This window comes from Stenotrophomonas sp. GD03819, assembly GCF_029841665.1.
GTDB classification, from domain to species: Bacteria; Pseudomonadota; Gammaproteobacteria; order Xanthomonadales; family Xanthomonadaceae; genus Stenotrophomonas; species Stenotrophomonas geniculata.
On sequence record NZ_JAOCEW010000003.1, the window covers coordinates 170497 to 189485 of the forward strand.

Genomic DNA, 18989 nt, shown 5'->3' on the forward strand with positions numbered 1-18989 from the left:
CCAGCCGGGATTGCCGTGACCTCCCCCCAGGCCCTCACTGCAGGTGCTGCGCCGGCGTGGGTGGCCGCCGGCGCGATGGAGTGGCTTACCAGCCGAAGCCGGCACCGACGCCAACCGAGCTGTCGTCGCTGCTGAAGGCACCACCGAAGGTCACCGTGGCGCGATCGCTGATCGCACGCTGGTAGCCCAGCGACAGCGCCGACTCGCCGCCCTGGAAGCCAATGCCGACGCCGACCCGGTTCTGGGTGCGGATACCGGCGGCACTGGTGGCCATGTTGAGCATCGCCGCGCTCATCGCCCCCTGGCGGTCGATGCGGCGATCCATGTGGCGCAGGCGTCCGTCGATTTCGCCCTTGAACACATCGAAGCTGTCGGCGACGGCCTGGACGCGGCTGTCGGTGTAGCTGTTGGCCGTGGCCATGCCACGGTCGAGCTGGCCCTTGTTGACCGCATCGGTGGCCGTGGTACCGGCCGCCACGTTGGTGACCTGGCGCTCGTTGCCTTCACTGCCCACCGAGACCGTGTTGGCACGATCGGCAACCGAGCCCTGCCCCAGTGCCACCGCGTTCGCCGCGGTGGCATTGGCGCCCTGGCCGATGGCGGTGGACGAGGCGCCACTGGCAACGGCGCCCTCGCCCATGGCGACGGCGTTGAAGCCCGTCGCCGGGGTGCCGACCGGAATCCCGGCACCGGCGGCGGCAGCGGTCGGCGTGCCCTGCACGCGCGCGGTGCTGGCCGGTGCCGCGTCGGCCGTTGCAGGTGCATCGGCGGCGCTGGCCAGCGGGCTGTCATCCAGCGGGGTACTCATTGCGCGCAGGCTGGCAGTCCCGGCACGCGTGCCACCGGCGGTGCGGCGGTCGATCTCGCTGACCTTGCGGTCCAGCGCGCCGAGCGCATCGCCGACATTGCTGTAGGTGGCGCCCTGGATCACATAGTTCGGCGCCACGAACACACCCTGCATGCCAACGCTGGCACCACCGCCGAGGAAGCTGGCGGCATCACTGAGCGACTGGAACAGCTGGCCGCCGTTGATCGCCTGGCGACTGCCCGCAGCGATGCTGCCGGCACCGACGTTGTCGATGGTGGTGCCCTGGAAACCGGACAGGGTCAGGCGGTCACGGCTGGCGTCGTCATAGCTGACCGCGCTGGCCGCCGTGGTTTCCACGGTGGCGATGCGCGAATCGAAATCACCGACGCGGGTTTCCACCGCGCCCACCCGCTGGTTGGTGACGTTGAGCTGCGAACCGGTGATGGCATCGCTGCTGCCGGCGGCGATGCGGCCATCGGCCACATTGACGATGCGGCGCGTGGCCGGACCATCGGTGCCATTGCCACCGCCGACCGACACCACGTTGGCATCGAGTGCACGCGAACCGGCACCCAGCGCCACCGAGTTCGCGCCCGATGCGCCGGCGCTGGTGCCCAGTGCCAGGGCACCGTTGCCGATGGCCATCGCGTTGGCACCCAGGGCATTGCTGCGTGCGCCGCTGGCAGTGGCTGCCGACCCGATCGCGGCGGCATCGCTGCCGTTGGCACTGGCGGTACCTGCGCCGGTGGCCTTGACGTAGCGGGCCGTGCCATCGGCGGTCGCCGCGACCGCATCGAGCTGGCCGCGATTGACCGCATCGGTGCGCTCGGTACCGGCAGCGACACGGGTGATCTGACGATCACTGCTCGCGCTGCCGACCGACACAGTATTGGCACGGTCGGCGACCGAGCCCGCGCCCAACGCCACGCTGCCTGCGGCACTGGCGGTGGCACTCACACCTACCGCCGTGGCATTGGCGCCGGTTGCCTTGCTGCCGTAGCCGGCCGCGGTACCCAGGCGACCGCTGGCCTCGGCATAGCTGCCCAGCGCAGACGCACCATCGGCCGAGGCATTGGCGCGGAAACCACTGGCCTGTGACTGGGTGCCGCTGGCTGTGGCCTGCGCACCGCTGGCGGTACTGTAGGCACCCTTGGCCTGTGCACCGGCGCCGGTAGCACTGGCGCCGAGTTCGCTGGCGCTGGCGCCACTGCCCACGGCTACGCTGTCGACACCTCCGGCCTGCGCCGCGTTGCCGAGCGCCGCCGCATTGTTGCCGGTGGCCAGCGCATCGAAGCCCACGGCAGTGGCATTGGCGGCCATGGCATTGGCGCCACTACCCAGCGCGGTGGCGCCGTTGCCGATGGCGTTGGCCGCATTGCCGGCAGCCAGTGCGTTGTCGCCGTCCACCAGTGCACCGGCTTCGCCATCGGCATTGCCGCTGGCCTGGAACTGCCGGCTGGTCTTGTCGGCGACGCTGGCAACCGCATCCAGCTGGTCCTTGTTCACCGCATCGGTGGCTTCGGTGCCGGCCGCGACGTGGGTCACCTGGCGCTCACCGCCGGCCTTGCCGACGGCTACGGTGTTGTCACGGCCAGCCTTGGAGCCGGCGCCGAGCGCGACGCTGTTGCTGCCATTGGCAGTGGCGTTGGCACCCAGCGCGGTGGCGCTGCTGCCGGCCGCCCACGAGTTCCAGCCAATCGCGGTCGCGTAGTCCTCGGTGGCCCATGCACCGGCGCCGAACGCCGCCGCACCGGTCCCACTGGCACGCGACGGGATCAGGCCGAAGAAGGTGCTGCCGCCGATGGCCACGCTCTCCTCGCCACTGGCCTCGCTGGACTGACCCACGGCAACGGCACCGGTACCGGCCGCCGCGGCACCGAAGCCGACTGCAGTGGTGTTGGCAGCGCTGGCCGCCGAGCCATAGCCCAGGGCGGTGCCGAGGCGGCCGCTGGCTTCGGCGTAGCCACCCACTGCGGTGGTGCCATCAGCCGAAGCCGCGCTGCGGAAACCGCTTGCGAGCGCCTGCCCGCCGCTGGCATTGGCTTCTGTACCTGTGGCCGTGCTGTAGGCGCCGCTGGCCTGTGCACGCGCCCCCACCGCGCTTGCACCAACCTCGCTGGCGCCGGCACCGCTGCCCAGGGCCAGGCTGTCCTCGCCGGTGGCCTGTGCCGTGCTGCCCAGGGCAGCCGCGTTGCTGCCGGTGGCCAGCGCATCGATGCCCACGGCGGTGGCGTTGGCGGCCAGCGCATTGGCACCGCTGCCGAGCGCGGTGGCACCGTTGCCGATCGCGTTGGCCGCATCACCGGCCGCCAGCGCGTTGTCACCCTCCACCAGCGCGCCGGTTTCACCGTCGGCGTTGCCGCTGGCCTGGAACTGCCGGCGGGTCTTTTCCGCTGCCGCGGCGACGGCGTCGAGCTGGTTCTTGTTGACCGCATCATTGCCCTGCGTTCCATCGGCCACATTGGTGATCTGGCGGGTGTTGCCACCGCCGCCCACCGACACGGTGTTGTCGCGATCGGCGATCGAATCGGCACCCAGCGCCACGCTGTTGGCACCGCGCGATTCGGCGGCATTGCCCAGCGCGGTGCTGTTGATGCCGCCCGACCAGGCACCACCACCCACCGCGGTGGAGTAGTTGCCCGAGGCCTCGGTGGCCAGCACGCCGAACAACGAACCACCCACGGCGACGCTGTTGGTGCCGGTCGCCAGGCTGCCCTGGCCGGTGGCGGTGCTGTAGGCGCCGGAGGCTTCCGAATCGCCACCCACCGCCACACTGTTGGAACCGGAGGCATTGGCGAAGTTGCCGAACGCGGTGGCATTGAAGGCCGAGGCCTGTGCATAGCCACCGATGGCAGTGCTGTAACCGCCGCTGGCTTCGGCACCGATACCGAAGGCCGCCGACGCCGTACCACTGGCCACGCTCTCGCTGCCGACAGCGGTGGCCGCGTCGCCGCTGGCATTGCTGAAGTAGCCCACGGCCACGGCTTCTTCGCCGGACGCTTCGGACAGCACGCCATTGGCAGTGCTACCGGCGCCGCTGGCGATGCTGGCCGCACCGAACGCCGCGCTCTGCTCGCCGCTGGCTTCGCTTTCCGCACCCTGCGCGGTGGCGTACTCGCCCGTGGCCTGTGCGTTGGCACCGACAGCGCTGGCGTTGGCCGCGGTTGCAAGTGCATTGAAACCCAGCGCCTGTGCGTTGCTGGCCAGCGCGTTGGCGCCGCTGCCCAGTGCGGTGGCGCCATTGCCGATGGCGTTGGCGGCATCACCGGCCGCCAGTGCGTTGTCACCCTCCACCAGTGCACCGGCTACGTCGTCGCCGTTGCCGCTGGCCTGGAAGAAGCGACTGGTGGTGGTGGCGGCGGTCGCAACCGCATCCAGCTGTGCCTTGTTCACTGCGTCGGTGGCCTGGGTGCCCGCGGCGACGTTGGTGACCTGGCGTTCGTTGCCGCTGCTACCCACCGATACCGTACGTGCACGACTGGCAACCGAACCGGCGCCGAGCGCGACAGCGTTGCTGGCGCTGGCGTTACTGCCGGCGCCAAGCGCGATCGCGCTTTCACCACCGGCCACTGTATTGGTGCCGATGGCGATGCTGTTGATGCTGTTGCCCAGCGCCTGGAAGCCCAGTGCCACGCTGTTGTCGCCATAGCCGAAGGCACCGCGGCCGACCGCCGTGGAACTGGCACCGTTGGCCCAGCTGTTGTAACCGATGGACGTGGCGCCGCTGCCACTGGCCCACGCCGCATTACCGAACGCCGAGGCATTGGTGGCGGTGGCCCATGCACCCGAACCGAATGCTGCTGCACCACTGGCAGTGGCCCAGCTGTAGCCGCCTACTGCGGTGCTGTCATCGCTGCTGGCGAAGGCGCTGTCGCCGACCGCGACCGCATAGCTGCCGGTGGCGCGCGACTTGCCGCCGGCGGCGAAGCTGTTGTCACCACTGGCCTTGGCCGCGTTGCCGAAGGCGCTGCTGGCAGCCCCGGTGGCCTGCGCGCCACTGCCCACCGCCGTGGCATCGGCGACGGCAGTGGTGCCCACCTGCTGTGCCGTGCCATCGGCACCGATGATCGGCTGGTTGAACTCGTCGTAGGCCTGGCCGAGGCCACCGATGGCGACACCGCCATTGCCGGTGGCTGCGCTGTTGCGGCCCACGGCCACGCTGTCATCGCCGATGGCCGACGCAGCCGCGCCATGGGCTACTGCGCCGGCGCCGATCGCATTGCTCGACGAACCGGCGGCGACAGCGCCCTCGCCCTCGGCCAGCGCGCCGGCATCGCTGTCAGCTTCCGGCTGTGCCTGGAAGAAGCGCGCGGTGCTGTCGGCGGTGCTGGCCACGGCATCGAGCTGCGCCTTGTTCACGGCATCGGTGGCTTCGCTGCCCGCAGCAACGCTGGTGATCTGCCGCTCGTTGCCTGCACTGCCAACGGCCACGCTGTTGGCACGCACTGCTTCGGAGTTCGCGCCAAGCGCGACGCTGTTGGTGCCGCGTGCGGTGGCGTAGTAACCCACTGCAGTGCTCTGCGCACCGCTGGCCCAGGTCTGCGCGCCCAGCGCACTGGCGTTCTCACCCGGTGCATAGGCGAAGTAGCCAACAGCGGAGGCTTCAGCACCTGAGGCTTCGCTCAGGCTGCCGTTGGCCACCGCACGATCACCACTGGCGATGGCGCCGGCACCAACGGCGGTCGCGGCTTCGCCGCTGGCCTGGGTCTGCACGAAGAAGCCCAGGCCGGGAATCAGGTCGGCCGGGCCACCGATGGCGACGCTGCTGGTGCCGGTCGCATTGCTCTGGGTACCCAGTGCGGTGGAATAGTCGCCGATGGCATTGGCCACCGCACCGAACGCGGATGCCTGCGCGCCGGCCGCATAGGCACCCACACCGTAGGACGACGCCGCAAATCCGCTGGCTTCGGCACTGGCGCCCACGGCGGTGCCACCGACGCCTGCGCTGGTCGCGCCGGTTTCCACCGGCACGCCGCCACTGGTGATCAGCGGGTTGCCGTCGGCATCCACCGCAGCGCCACCCACGGCAACGCTGCCTGGACCGTTGGCCTGCGCGTTGTTGCCGAACGCGGCACTGTTCTGGCCCGAGGCCAGTGCGTTGTTGCCCACGGCGGTCGCGTTCTGCGCGACCGCCGTTGCCCCGGCACCGACGGCCGTGGTGCCGTTGCCGAGGGCATTGGCGGCCTCGCCGGCCGCCAGTGCATCGTCACCCTCGGCCAGTGCACCGGCATCGCTGTTGCTGCTGCCGGTGGCCTGGAAGCGCTTGGCGGTGGCATCGGCCACGGCGGCAACGCCCTTCAGCTGGCCGACATTGACTGCATCGTTGTCTTCGGTGCCTGCGGCAACGCTGGTGATCTGCCGGGTCAGGCCGTATTCGGCGGCACCGACTGACACGGTATCGACGCGGTCGGCCAGCGAACCCGCGCCCAGCGCCACGCTGCCGGTGGCAACCGCAGCGGAATTCGAACCCAGCGCGGTGCTGTATTCACCGACAGCAGTGCTGAACGCACCGACTGCGATCGACGCTTCGTTGGCGGCGGTGGCGCCGCGGCCCAATGCGGTGCTACCCGGGCCCATCGCCACGGCACCGCCTCCGACAGCGGTCGCGCCATCGGCGGTGGCTTCGGACAAGGCACCCAGTGCGGTGGCCGCGCCATTCTCGCTTGCGGCATAGGCACTGGCGCCGACGGCGGTGTCACCAAGACCGAACGCGGCAGCGCTCTGCCCGACCACCACGCTGGCATCACCGATCGCCAATGCGCCCTGGCCGAACGCGCTTGCGCCCAGGCCCGCGGCAATGGCCTGGGTACCGATGGCGGTGGTGGTGTTGGCCAGCGACTGTGCACCCGCACCCGCCGCAACCGCGCCCTGTCCGTCGATCTTCGCCGCGTCGCTGTCATCACCTGCGCCGTCGGCCTTGAAATAGCGGTTTCCATCTGCGGCGACATCGGCCAGCGCGGCCTGCGTGGCGCGCGCCTGCGCATCCAGCTGTGACTTGTTTACCGCATCGGTGGCCTGGGTGCCTGCGGCAACATTGGTGATCTGGCGTTCCTTGCCGGTATCACCCACGGACACCGTGTTGGCCCGCGTGGCCTTGGAGCCGGCGCCCAGCGCTACGCTGTTGGCGGCAGTGGCGCTGCTGTTGCTGCCGATCGCCACCGCGTTGCTGCCCTTGGCGCTGGCCGAGCCTTCGATCAGGCACTTTTCGAGCAGCTTGCCGCTGAATGCCACGCAGGTGGCGCTGCCGCCGATCTGCACCGACTGTGCTGCGGCGGTGCCGCTCACGCCCAACCCCAATACCAGGCCCAGTGCCACCGCCAGCAGTGCGGGCGTGGCCTGCGTCGCATCGCGGCGCTGGTCGACGACCCCGCCACTGCTGCTGTCGGAGGAAGCCAGTTCCGAGGCCACCACCAACTGACCCAATGCTTTGTTCCAGACCTTGCGATAAATCCGATTCATCGGTACGGCTCCTGATTGGACTGGTTTTGGGCAAAGCAACGCCACCGCTGGGCTTTCCGGCCCAACGTCCCCTGGGGGCGTTTATTCGCGTGATTTACTGCGGGGTATTGCCGAACGGCGCGCAGCGACAGAAAACCGAGCGCGTGCGCCAACCGGTTACTGCGAAATGAATGATTCTGAAACGGGGTTCAAGTGTTAACGGCAACTTTCCAAATCGTCAAGACTTTGACACGACAAATCCTATTGCCGTGAAGCAGTTCACCCTTTCACCTGTTTATGAAAGTGTTTTGTTAGGCAAGCGTGACGAAGTTCCGCCGCATGAAAATCGATGTAACTAGCGGTCGGGACAGGAGTTTCACGCGCCCATAGAAAAACCCGCCGATCAACGGCGGGTTTTTCCGTACGCAGCGGCATTGCGGCCTGCGCAGAACGCTGCGATCAGCCGCACCATACCCGCGCGTTGCGGAACATGCGCATCCACGGCGAGTCACCCTGCCACTCGGCCGGCGCCCAGCTCATGTTGAGCGCGCGCGGCGTGCGTTCCGGGTGCGGCATCATGATGGTGACGCGGCCGTCGCTGCTGGTCAGGCCGGTGATGCCGTCCGGCGAACCGTTCGGGTTCAGCGGGTACTGGCTGGCCACGTTGCCGTTGCCATCGATGTAGCGCAGCGAAACGCGAGCGGCTGCCTGGTCGACGGCATTGTCGAACACGGCCTGGCCTTCACCATGCGCCACCGCCACCTGCAGGCGCGAACCAGCCATGCCACGCAGCAGGATCGACGGCGACTCCACCACTTCCAGCAGCGCGGTACGGGCTTCGAACTGCTCACTGGCGTTGCGGCGGAACTGCGGCCAGTGCTCGGCCCCCGGAATGATGCCCTTGAGCTGGCTCATCATCTGGCAACCGTTGCACACGCCCAGCGCGAAGCTGTCCTCGCGCGCGAAGAACGCGGCAAAGGCATCACGCAGCGCACTGCGCTCCAGGATCGAGGTGGCCCAGCCGCGGCCGGCACCCAGCACGTCGCCGTAGCTGAAGCCACCGCAGGCGACCAGGCCGGTGAAGTCCTGCAATGCCACGCGGCCTTCGATCAGGTCGCTCATATGCACGTCGAAGGCGCGGAAGCCGGCACGTTCGAAGGCGTTGGCCATTTCGATCTGGCCGTTGACGCCCTGCTCGCGCAGTACCGCCACGCGCGGACGCGCGCCGGTGCTGATGAACGGGGCGGCCACATCTTCATTGAGGTCGAAGCTGAGCTTGGGCTTCAGGCCCGGCGCAGTGAAGGCACGGGCGATCTCGCGCTCGGCATCGGCATTGGCCGGGTTGTCGCGGCGCTTCTGCATCGCGTGGGTGACCGACCACCAGGCGTCGAACAGCGCTTCCCAGCGCCATTCGGCCAGGTTCTCGCCGGCCAGCGACACGCGCACCACCGGTGCGGTGGTCGGCTTGGCGATGCGCTGTGCACACTCGATCAGTGCATGGCGCTCGACCAGGTCGGCAAAGGCGGCGCGGTCTTCGCGGGCGATCTGCACCACCGCGCCCAGCTCTTCATTGAACAGGCTGCGGAACGGATCGTCGCCCCAGGCATCGAGGGTGATGTCCAGGCCCAGCCGCGAGGTGAAGGCCATTTCGCACAGCGCGGCGAAGGCGCCGCCGTCGCTGCGGTCGTGGTAAGCCAGCAGCAGGCCGGCCTGGCGCGCATCGCGGATCAGCTCGAAGAAGCCACGCAGGCGCTGCGGGTCGTCCAGGTCCGGTGCGGCGCCGGCGAAGGCCGGCAGGTCGCCGTGGTCGGCATGCACCTGCGCCAGGATCGAACCGCCCAGGCGCTGCTTGCCGGCGCCGAGGCCGATCAACCACAGCTCGCTGTCCACATCACGGTCGAGCAGCGGGGTCAGCTGCTGGCGCACGTCGGCCACCGGCGCGAACGCCGAGATCACCAGCGACACCGGCGACACGCTCTTGTGCGCTTCGCCCTGGTCGTGCCACTGCGCCTGCATCGACAGCGAGTCCTTGCCGACCGGGATGCTGATGTCCAGCTGCGGGCACAGTTCCATGCCCACCGCCTTCACCGCGTCGTACAGCAGCGCGTCTTCGCCGGGGTGGCCGGCCGCGGCCATCCAGTTCGCCGACAGCTTGATCTCATCCAGCGCATCGACCGGGGCCGCGCACAGGTTGGTCAGCGCTTCGCCCACCGCCATGCGTGCCGAAGCAGCCGCATCGAGCAGGGCCAGCGGGGTGCGCTCGCCGATCGACATCGCTTCGCCGGCCACGCCGTCGAAGTCGGCCAGGGTGATCGCCACGTCGGCCACCGGCAGCTGCCACGGGCCGACCATCTGTTCGCGCGCGGTCAGGCCACCGACGCTGCGGTCACCGATGGTGACCAGGAAGTTCTTCGAAGCGACCGTCGGGTGCGCGAGCACGCGCAGGCCGGCGTCCTGCAGGTCCAGGCCGCCGGTCTTCAGCGCCGGCCAGCGCGGTGCCGGCGGGTGCGCGGTGTCGCGGTGCATCTTCGGCGGCTTGCCGAACAGCACGTCCATCGGCAGGTCGATCGGCGCATCGGCCGGGGTGTGGCCCGGCACGGCGCCGTAGGCGACCACCAGGTGCTCTTCAGCGGTGGCCACGCCAACGGCAGCGAACGGGCAGCGCTCGCGCGCGCACAGCGCGGCGAACTCGGCCAGGCGCTCCTGGGCCACGCCGAGCACGTAGCGTTCCTGCGATTCGTTGCACCACAGCTGCATCGGCGACAGCGACGGGTCATCGGTGGGCACCTTGCCCAGGTCGATGACACCACCGACGTTCGAGTCGTGCAGCAGTTCGGGGATGGCATTGGACAGGCCACCTGCACCGACGTCATGGAAGAACTTGATCGGGTTGTTGGCACCCATTGCCACGCAGCGGTCGATGACCTCCTGGCAGCGACGCTCCATTTCCGGGTTGTCGCGCTGCACGCTGGCGAAGTCCAGGTCCTCGGCGCTTTCACCGGAGGCCACCGAACTGGCGGCGCCGCCGCCCAGGCCGATCAGCATCGCCGGGCCACCGAGCACGATGACCGCATCACCGGCCTGCAGCGGGATCTTGTCGACCTGTACGCGATCGATCGCGCCGAGGCCACCGGCCAGCATGATCGGCTTGTCGTAGGCGCGGACCAGATCGGCGCCTTCCGGCAGCTCGAAGCTGCGGAAGTAGCCGAGCAGGTTCGGGCGGCCGAACTCGTTGTTGAACGCAGCGCCGCCCAGCGGGCCGTCGGTCATGATTTCCAGTGCCGGTGCCATCCGCGGGTTCAGCGCGCGCGGCGCTTCCCACGGCTGCGGCAGTTCCGGAATGCGCAGGTGCGAGACCGAGAAACCGGACAGGCCCGCCTTCGGCTTGCCACCACGGCCGGTCGCGCCTTCGTCGCGGATCTCGCCACCGTTGCCGGTCGATGCGCCCGGGAACGGCGCGATCGCGGTCGGGTGGTTGTGCGTTTCCACCTTGATCTGGAACGCGCTGGGCACCTGTGCTTCGCGGCGGTACTCGCCGCTGGCCGGATCGGGGCGGTAGCGCGACGCCGGATGGCCTTCGATCACCGCGGCATTGTCGCTGTACGCGCTGAGCGTGTGCTGCGGGGTCTGCTGGTGGGTGTTCTTGATCATCCGGAACAGCGAGCGGTCCTGTTCCTGGCCGTCGATGGTCCAGCTGGCGTTGAAGATCTTGTGCCGGCAGTGCTCGGAATTGGCCTGCGCGAACATCATCAGTTCCACGTCCGACGGCGAGCGGCCCAGCGCGGTGAAGCGTTCGCGCAGGTAGTCGATCTCGTCCTGGGCCATGGCCAGGCCGAGGCGCTGGTTGGCGGCCTCCAGCTGGTCCACCGGCACGCGTTCCAGTTCGCCACGGGCCGGCGCCGAGAACAGCGCCTGGCCCTGCTCCACGGTCTCCAGCACCGACTGCGTCATCGGGTCGTGCAGTGCCTTGACCAGCGCCTGCTGGGCGGCGGCATCGGCCGGCCAGCCCTGCACGTCGATGCGCAGGCCGCGCTCGACCCGGCTCACCGGCTGCCCGGCACCACGGACCAGCTCGGTGGCCTTGCTCGACCACGGCGACAACGTGCCCAGGCGCGGCACCACGATGCGGCTGACCGCGCCTTCGGCCAGGGCCTCGGCCTGCGGCGCAGCTTCGAGGATGCGGCACAGCGTGGTCAGGTCGGGGGTGGCGCTGCCTTCGGGCTGCACGAAGTAGACGTGCCAGGCACCGCTGATGCGCAGGGAGGGAGCGATGGACTGCAGGCGGGATTCAAGACGTTCGCGGCGGAACGGCGACAGGGCGGGCGCGCCCTCGAGGACCATCATGTCCGGGGAACCGTAGTTGGGAAACGGGCCCGACATTGTACCGGAAGCGGGGGAAGGGCTCTGCCGGGCGGCGCCCGGCACCCGCCGAGGCCAGGGCAACGGCAACGGCCAGAGCAAAAGCTGGCTTCCCGTGGGATGGCGGGGTGGGTCCGGTGGCGGGGGACGCCCACCCGCCCGGCCAAACCCTTGAATTCGCGTGCCGACCAACCACGAGGGGCTCCGCCGATGGCCGCCGACCGCGCGCAGCGCGCTCTCCGCCCGATTCCCCGAACCATGCGCTTGCTCACGGATTGACCACACGATTGATGACAACGTTGTCCCTACCTGGCGCCGGACTCTCTCCCCGGCCTCCCAGGTACCTCCGTCCGGCCCCTCCGTCGCCTTCCCGGGCGATGCCCGGACCTGCGTCACGCGCGGCGCCATCGGGGCCCGCGCGCCCTTTGATCGGAGACTTACCCATGTACGACCCGATTGTGCGCAGTGCCGAACGTGCGACCCGAAGCTGTCGTCCCCGCCGCCTGGCCTGGCTGCTTGCCGTGGCCGCCGGTGCCGCCGCCCTGCCCGGCCTGGCGCAGGCCGCCAGTTGTGCCGGGGTGGCCCAGTGGGACCAGGCCAGGATCTACCGGGCCGGCGATACCCTGCAGAAAGGAGGCGTCCTCTATCGGGCGAACCAGGACATCTGGAACGCGCCGCCGGACCATCCGGCCGGTGCGCCCTACTACACCAACCTCGGCGCCTGCGATGGCAGCGGCGCCAACCAGCCGCCGGTGGTCAGCCTGACCTCGCCGGCCAACGGCGCCACCTTCAGTGCCGGCAGCACGGTCAACGTGACTGCCAACGCCAGTGATCCGGACGGCAGCGTCGCCAAGGTCGAGTTCTTCCGCGATGGCAGCACGCTGGGCGTGGCCACCAGTGCGCCGTACGCGGCCAGCTGGGCCAATGCCAGCGTCGGCAGCCACACCCTGCGCGCGGTGGCCACTGACAACAACAACGCCACCAGCAGCACCGCGACCATCACCATCACCGTCAACGCCGCCGGTGGCGATACCACCGCACCGAGCGTGCCGGGCGGGCTGGCGGTCGGTACGCGCACCGCCAACAGCATCGCACTCAGCTGGAACCCGTCCACCGACAACACCGGCGGCAGCGGCGTGGCCGGCTACGACGTGTACCGCAACGGCAGCCTGGTCGGTTCACCGTCCAGTGCCAGCTATGTCGACGGCGGGCTGACTGCCTCCACCAGCTACCGCTACCGCGTGCGCGCTCGCGACAACGCCGGCAATGCGTCGGCACAGGGCACCGAGATCAGCGCCAGCACGCTGGCCGGTGACGGTGGCACCACCGGCAAGCGGGTCATCGGCCACTTCACCCAGTGGGGCATCTACGGCCGCAACTACCGGGTCAAGAACATCGACAGCAGCGGCTCGGCCGCACGCCTGACCCACATCAACTACGCGTTCGGCAACGTGCGCAACAACCGCTGCGAAGTGGGCATCACCCAGCCGTCGGATCCGAACAGCGGTGCCGGTGGCGACGCCTTCGCCGACTACACCAAGGCCTTCAGTGCCGCCGAGAGTGTCAGCGGCAGCGCCGATACCTGGGACCAGCCGCTGCGCGGCAACTGGAACCAGCTCAAGCAGCTCAAGGCCAAGTACCCGGGCATGAAGGTGCTGATCTCGCTGGGTGGCTGGACCTGGTCGCGCGGCTTCTCCAGCGCGGCGCGCCCGGAAAACCGCCAGGCCTTCGTTGCCTCGTGCATCGACGCCTACATCAAGGGCAACCTGCCGGTGACCGACGGTGCCGGTGGCGCCGGTGCCGCGCTGGGCGTGTTCGACGGCATCGACATCGACTGGGAATACCCGGTGGCCTGCGGCATCGAATGCGGCAAGCCGGAAGACAACGCCAACTTCACCGCACTGATGGCCGAGTTCCGCCGCCAGCTCGATGCGGTGCGTCCGGGCCTGTTGCTGACGGTGGCGGTGGGCGCCGGCATCGACAAGATCCGCGTCACCGATCCGGCCGCGTACCACCCGTACCTGGACTACATCAACGTGATGACCTACGACTTCCACGGTGCGTGGGATGCGAAGACCAATCACCAGTCGGCGCTGTTTGATTCGCCGAATGATCCGTCCACCGGCGACCAGAAGCTGTACAACAGCAACGACGCCATCGAGGCCTTCATCAGCCGAGGCGTGCCCGCCGCCAAGCTCAACCTGGGCATCGGCTACTATGGGCGCGGCTGGACCGGTGTGGCCAACGCCAACAACGGCCTGTACCAGACCGCCACCGGCGCCGCGCCGGGTACCTACGAGGCCGGCATCGAAGACTGGAAGGTGCTGAAGAACCTGACGTGGCCGGGCTACACCGACAACACCGCCGGTGCCACCTGGATCTACAACGGCAGCACGCTGTGGAGCTTCGATACCCCGGCCAACATCACCCGCAAGATGGGCTACGTGAAGACCCAGGGCCTGGGCGGCGCGTTCGTCTGGGAGTTCAGTGGTGACGATGCACAGGGCACGCTGACCAAGGCGGTCAGTGATGGCCTGAAGTAAGAAAAAAGCCGGGGGTGCTGCGCGCCCCCGGCTTCCTACCTGTAGAGCCGAGCCCATGCTCGGCTGCGGAAACATCATCCGAGCATGGGCTCGGCTCTACAGAAACAAGGTCGGCGGCGATCAGCGCTTGGCCGACAGCTTTTCCAGCGCCGCGCGCAGCTGCGCCGGCGGCAGGTAACCGCCCAGCTGGGTACCGTCCGGCGCGAAGATCGCCGGCGTCCCGTTCACGCCCAGCTGCTGGCCCAGTGCGTACTGCATCGCCACCGGGTTGGTGCAGTTCTTGGCCGGCACATTGCCACCGCGCTTGGCATTGGTCAGCGCCTGGCGGCGATCCGCTGCACACCAGACCGAGATCATGTCGGTGTAGTCCTTGCTGCCCAGCCCCATGCGCGGGAACGCCAGGTACTCGACGGTGATGCCGTTGCGGTTGAGCTCGGCGATGTCCTGGTGCAGCTTGCGGCAGTAGCCACACTCGATGTCGGTGAACACGCTGATGGTGTACTTGGCATTCGGCGCGGCGAACACGATGCGGTCGCCATGGTTGGCCTTGGCCAGCAGATCGCGGCGGTAGCCGAGCAGACCTTCGCTGTTGGCCGGGCCCTTGGCGCGGGTGTCGTAGGGCTGCGACTGGAACAGGTAGCGGCCATCATCGGACACGTACAGCAGCTGGCCGGACACGACGACCTCACGGAAGCCGGGGAACGGTGCAGCACCGATGTAGTCCACCTGGAAACCGGGGTTCAGCGCGGTCAGCGCGGCGCGCACGGCCTGATCGGCCGACGCGTTGGCGGCCGGGCTGGCCTTGGCCGCAGCGGTGGCGGGTGCCTTGGCAGCTGGCGGGGCCGGCTGGGCGCAGGCGGTCAGGCTGAGCGCACCGAACACGGCGGCGATGGCAAATCGGAGCATGGAGCGGTCCGCGGCAGAAGAAGACCCCGGATTCTGACACAGCTGCCGCGACCGGGCCGCGACACCGCCCGACGCTTGAGGCCGGGGTTCAGGCCTGCGCTCAGCCGCGCGGATGGTGGCGTGCGTGCAGCTTCTGCAGGTGTTCGCGGGCCACCAGGGTGTAGATCTGGGTGGTCGACAGCGAGCTGTGGCCGAGCAGCATCTGCAGCGCGCGCAGGTCGGCACCGCGGTTGAGCAGATGCGTGGCAAAGCTGTGCCGCAGGCCATGCGGGCTGATCCGCGCCGGATCGATGCCGGCCACCTGGGCGTGGCGCTTGACCAGATGCCAGAACGCCTGGCGGGTCAGCGCATGCAGCGTCGGCTCGACGAACAACGGTGTCTGCCCGTCTGCCAACGCGTGCACCTTGCCCTTGCCGACCAGCAGCGGGCGCGACTGCTGCAGGTAACGCTCCAGCCAGTGCTGCGACTCCTCACCCAGCGGCACCAGCCGTTCCTTGCTGCCCTTGCCGGTCACCCGCAGCACGCCCTGGCGCAGGTTGACCGCGGTGGCGGGCAGCAGCACCAGCTCGCTCACGCGCAGGCCGGCGGCATACATCAGCTCCAGCATGGCCCGATCGCGCAGGCCCAGCGGGCTGTCGACATCCGGTGCTGCCAACAGCGCGTCGATCTGGCTCTCGGCCAGCGCCTTGGGCAGCAATCGTGGCAGCTTGGGCGGATCCAGCAGCGCGCTGGGATCCTCGCTGCGTTCGCCGCGGCGCACGCCATCGGCGAAGAACGCCCGCAGCGCCGACAGCAACCGCGCATTGCTGCGCGGTGACCAGCCGTGGCGGGTACGCCAAGCCAGATAGTCGAACAGGCCGGGACGCTCGATGCCGGCCAGGCCACCATCGCGCCCGTCCATCCAGCGTGCCAGCCCTTCCAGGTCGCGCCGGTAGCTGTCGAGGGTGGCGCGGGCCAGGCCGTTCTCGGCCCAGATCGCATCGAGGAAGCGCTGGATGCGCACGCTGTCATCGGCGCGCAGCTCGGGCAGTTGCTGCACCAGCTGGCGGCGTTCGGCGGGGGTGGAAACAGAGGCCATGCGTGCAGGATACGAGGGCCACTGCGGATGCGGCCAGCATTGCGTATGCTCGGCGCATGTCCCGCCCCGTCATTGATACGGCCCCTGCGGCCGCTACAGAGCTGCCCCGCCCGCGCGCATTGCTGCTGTGGCGCGCGCTGGCGATGGTCTACGACGCGCTGCCGGTGCTGGCGCTGTGGATGCTGGCCGGCGCCCTGTTCACCCTTGCCTACACCTTCAGCGGCCATGCCCAGCGCGAGAACATCGCGCCGTTCAGTGCTTGGCAGTGGCTGCTGTGGGCGGTGTGCTGGGCGATCACGGGGTGGTACGCGACGGCAAGCTGGCGCCGCGGCGGGCAGACGCTGGGCATGCGGCCGTGGCGGCTGAAACTGCACGCCAGCGATGGCGCGCCGCTGCGGCGCAGCCAGCTGTGGCTGCGCTTCGCCGTGGGCACGCTGTCCCTGCTGCTGGGTGGACTGGGATTCTGGTGGGCGTGGGTCGATCGCGAACGCCTGACCTGGCATGACCGCGCCAGCGGTACCCGCCTGGTGCGGATGCCGAAACGGTAAGGCGCTGTCTGTAGAGCCGAGCCCGTGCTCGGCTGCTTTCCGCACTGTACGTGACAGCCGAGCACAGGCTCGGCTCTACAACAACCAGAATCAGCCCGACTTGCGCCGGAACAGCAGTCCTGACACCGCCAGCATCACGATCGGCGGCAGCGCATAGGCAATGCGGTAATCGAACTTCAACGCGCCGGCCATGCGCCCAAAGAACAGCTGCAGCAGCCAGAAGCCCAGCGCGAACAGGATGCCCAGGAACAGGCGCTTGCCCATGCCGCCGCTGCGCAGCGAACCGAACGCGAACGGCACCGCCGCCAGGCATAGCGCCAGCACGTTCACCGGGTAGAACCAGCGGCTCCAGTACACATCCTCGAAGTCGCGCGCATCCAGCCCGTTGCGCTGGCGATAGGCGATGCTGGTGCTCAGTTCGGCCACGCTGAGGTTGCGCGGCTTGGCGATGCCGGTGGCCAGCGCCGCCGGATCCAGCGAAGAATTCCACGCTTCGCGCGCCACTTCCTCACGCGTGGCCGAGCGTTCACCAAAGGTGTCCCGGCGCACGCCCGTCAATACCCAGCCATCCTTGTCATGCTCGACGGTGGCAGCATGGGTCAGCGAGGCGATCCGGCCGTCTTCAGCGATGTGATACAGGCGCACGTCGCGCAGGATCAGGCGCGTGCCCTTGTCGCCAACCAGCTGCTCCTCGCCACTCTGCGCATTGAGGAAGGTATCGCCCTCGCGTGCCCACAGGCCCGAATAACGGCTGGTGGCGATATCCCGCCCCCACTTGGCACTGGACTTCAACGCATCGGCACGGTCCTGGCCCCAGGGGCCCAGGGTCTCGGCGCTGAGCACCATCACCGCGGTCAGCAGCGACAGCGCGATCGCCACTGAAACGCTCAGGCGCTTGCGCGACAGCCCCAGTGCACGCAGCGCGGTCAGCTCCGAGGTCGCCGCCAGCTGGCCCAGGCCCATCAGTGCGCCGATCACCGCGGCGGTGGGGAACATGGTGTAAGCGCGGCGTGGCACCGTATACAGCACCCAGGCGGCGGCATGGCCCAGGGTGTAGCCGTTCTTGCCGATGTCCTTGAACTCGCCGGAGAACGCCATCACCACGTCCAGGCCGACCAGTACGGCCCAGGTCAGCAACACGGTGGTGAACACCGACCGGCCCAGGTACAGGTCGAAACGCATCGGGCGCAGCCTCATGCGCGGGCTCCCTTCGGGCGGCCCAGGCGGCCATCACGTGCATACATCCAGATGGCCAGCGCCAGCAGCGGCAGGGTCAACCACCACAGGCCGAGCGCAGGGGGGATCTTGCCGTTGGCGATCCAGCCGCTGCCGATGAACATCAGGTTGGTGCCGACCATGTAGGCCATCAGCGCCAGCATCATGCGGCCGTAGCGCTGCTGGCGCGGCGAGCTGCGGCCCAGCGGCACGGTCAGCAGGGCGAACGCCAGCGCGATCAGCGGCGGGGCCAGGCGGCGGTGCAGCTGCGCCTGCGCCTGCGGACGCTCATCGCCGATCAGCTGCAGGGTCGGCATCAGTTCCGGGTCATCCTCGGTGCGGGTCTGCGCGCCATCGGGCAGGGCCACGTCATTGCGGGCGAAGGTCGCCAGGCGGTAGTCCAGCGCACCGGCTACAGGCCCTTCCACCTGGTGGCCGTCATCCAGCTCCAGGAAGCGCTGGCGGGTACCCTCGAAGAACATGCGACCGCCATTGGCCGACACCACCTCCAGGCGGTCATCCTTCTGGCGCTGCAGAAACACGTTGCCCAGCTGGGTGCCATCGGGCGAGATCGAGGACAGGTAGACCACGCCGCCATTGGGCAGCGGGGTGAAGCGGCCCGGCTCCAGGCCGGCCATCAGCACGCTGCGGTTGGCCTCGATGATCATCTGCTCGGCCACCCGGCCGGCCCAGGGGCCCAGCCACAGCGAGCAGGTGCCGACCAGCACCACCACCGGCACCACCAGCATCAACAGCGGCCGCAGCAGGCGCTTGGGGCCCACGCCAATGGCGGTGATGACCGCCATTTCCGAATCGCGGTACAGGCGGGCGATGGCCAGCAGCAGGCCCAGCATCAGTGCCAGCGGCAGGATCAGCGGCAGGTAGGCGATGAACTGCAGGCCCAGCTGCGAGAACAGCAGCTTGGCCGGCAGCCGCCCGTCGGCGATGTTGCCGAGGATGTCCACCAGCACGCCGCCCACGCTGACCACCAGCAGGACGATCAGGGTAGCCAGGAAACTCTGGACGAAATCGCCCAGCAGGTATCGGTCGAGCTTCAGCATGGGGCGGTGGTTTAAACTCTGGGGTTCGTTCGC

The 18989-nt window shown here is 69.0% G+C and carries 8 protein-coding genes; 2 read left to right on the forward strand and 6 right to left on the reverse strand.

The window, feature by feature from the left end:
• Nucleotides 1-85: 85 nt before the first annotated feature.
• The gene (locus N5D45_RS03115) at nucleotides 86-7267 is read right to left on the reverse strand and encodes an ESPR-type extended signal peptide-containing protein (protein WP_279938454.1); all 7182 of its coding nucleotides are present in this window, start codon (nucleotides 7265-7267) and stop codon (nucleotides 86-88) included.
• 438 nt (nucleotides 7268-7705) lie between these two features.
• Nucleotides 7706-11590, reverse strand: a complete 3885-nt coding sequence (purL, locus tag N5D45_RS03120; protein WP_197656647.1) for a phosphoribosylformylglycinamidine synthase — start codon at nucleotides 11588-11590, stop codon at nucleotides 7706-7708.
• A gap of 458 nt (nucleotides 11591-12048) precedes the next feature.
• On the opposite strand from purL, the gene N5D45_RS03125 reads away from it, so the two are divergent.
• Nucleotides 12049-14148: a glycosyl hydrolase family 18 protein gene (locus N5D45_RS03125; protein ID WP_279938455.1), complete on the forward strand. Its 2100-nt coding sequence runs from the start codon at nucleotides 12049-12051 to the stop codon at nucleotides 14146-14148.
• Between the two features lie 120 nt (nucleotides 14149-14268).
• On the opposite strand, the gene N5D45_RS03130 is transcribed toward N5D45_RS03125, so the two are convergent.
• Nucleotides 14269-15054 carry a thioredoxin fold domain-containing protein gene (locus tag N5D45_RS03130; protein WP_010480725.1) on the reverse strand — a complete coding sequence of 262 codons (786 nt, stop codon included), beginning with the start codon at nucleotides 15052-15054 and terminating at the stop codon, nucleotides 14269-14271.
• Nucleotides 15055-15154: 100 nt separating this feature from the next.
• Complete coding sequence (gene xerD / locus N5D45_RS03135; RefSeq protein WP_010480724.1) at nucleotides 15155-16132, reverse strand: site-specific tyrosine recombinase XerD; 978 nt, start codon at nucleotides 16130-16132, stop codon at nucleotides 15155-15157.
• Nucleotides 16133-16188: 56 nt separating this feature from the next.
• Here xerD and N5D45_RS03140 point away from each other — a divergent pair, with 56 nt between their 5' ends.
• On the forward strand, nucleotides 16189-16680 hold the full coding sequence (locus N5D45_RS03140; protein WP_164193813.1) for an RDD family protein: 492 nt from the start codon (nucleotides 16189-16191) through the stop codon (nucleotides 16678-16680).
• A gap of 90 nt (nucleotides 16681-16770) precedes the next feature.
• Here the strand turns inward: N5D45_RS03140 and lptG are convergent, their stop codons facing one another.
• Together lptG and lptF are read right to left on the reverse strand one after the other, a co-directional pair.
• Entirely contained in the window at nucleotides 16771-17877 is a 1107-nt protein-coding gene (gene lptG, locus N5D45_RS03145) for an LPS export ABC transporter permease LptG (protein WP_043403322.1), read from the reverse strand.
• On the reverse strand, nucleotides 17874-18956 hold the full coding sequence (lptF, locus tag N5D45_RS03150; protein ID WP_049410571.1) for an LPS export ABC transporter permease LptF: 1083 nt from the start codon (nucleotides 18954-18956) through the stop codon (nucleotides 17874-17876). Before lptF ends, lptG begins: the two co-directional genes overlap by 4 nt.
• Nucleotides 18957-18989: the final 33 nt, after the last annotated feature.

What these genes read in the sequence shown, in the direction of transcription:
- purL (WP_197656647.1), bottom strand. Translation starts at nt 11,590, where the DNA reads ATGATGGTCCTCGAGGGCGCGCCCGCCCTGTCGCCGTTCCGCCGCGAA.
- N5D45_RS03140 (WP_164193813.1), top strand. Translation starts at nt 16,189, where the DNA reads ATGTCCCGCCCCGTCATTGATACGGCCCCTGCGGCCGCTACAGAGCTG.
- N5D45_RS03115 (WP_279938454.1), bottom strand. Translation starts at nt 7,267, where the DNA reads ATGAATCGGATTTATCGCAAGGTCTGGAACAAAGCATTGGGTCAGTTG.
- lptG (WP_043403322.1), bottom strand. Translation starts at nt 17,877, where the DNA reads ATGAGGCTGCGCCCGATGCGTTTCGACCTGTACCTGGGCCGGTCGGTG.
- xerD (WP_010480724.1), bottom strand. Translation starts at nt 16,132, where the DNA reads ATGGCCTCTGTTTCCACCCCCGCCGAACGCCGCCAGCTGGTGCAGCAA.
- N5D45_RS03125 (WP_279938455.1), top strand. Translation starts at nt 12,049, where the DNA reads ATGTACGACCCGATTGTGCGCAGTGCCGAACGTGCGACCCGAAGCTGT.
- lptF (WP_049410571.1), bottom strand. Translation starts at nt 18,956, where the DNA reads ATGCTGAAGCTCGACCGATACCTGCTGGGCGATTTCGTCCAGAGTTTC.
- N5D45_RS03130 (WP_010480725.1), bottom strand. Translation starts at nt 15,054, where the DNA reads ATGCTCCGATTTGCCATCGCCGCCGTGTTCGGTGCGCTCAGCCTGACC.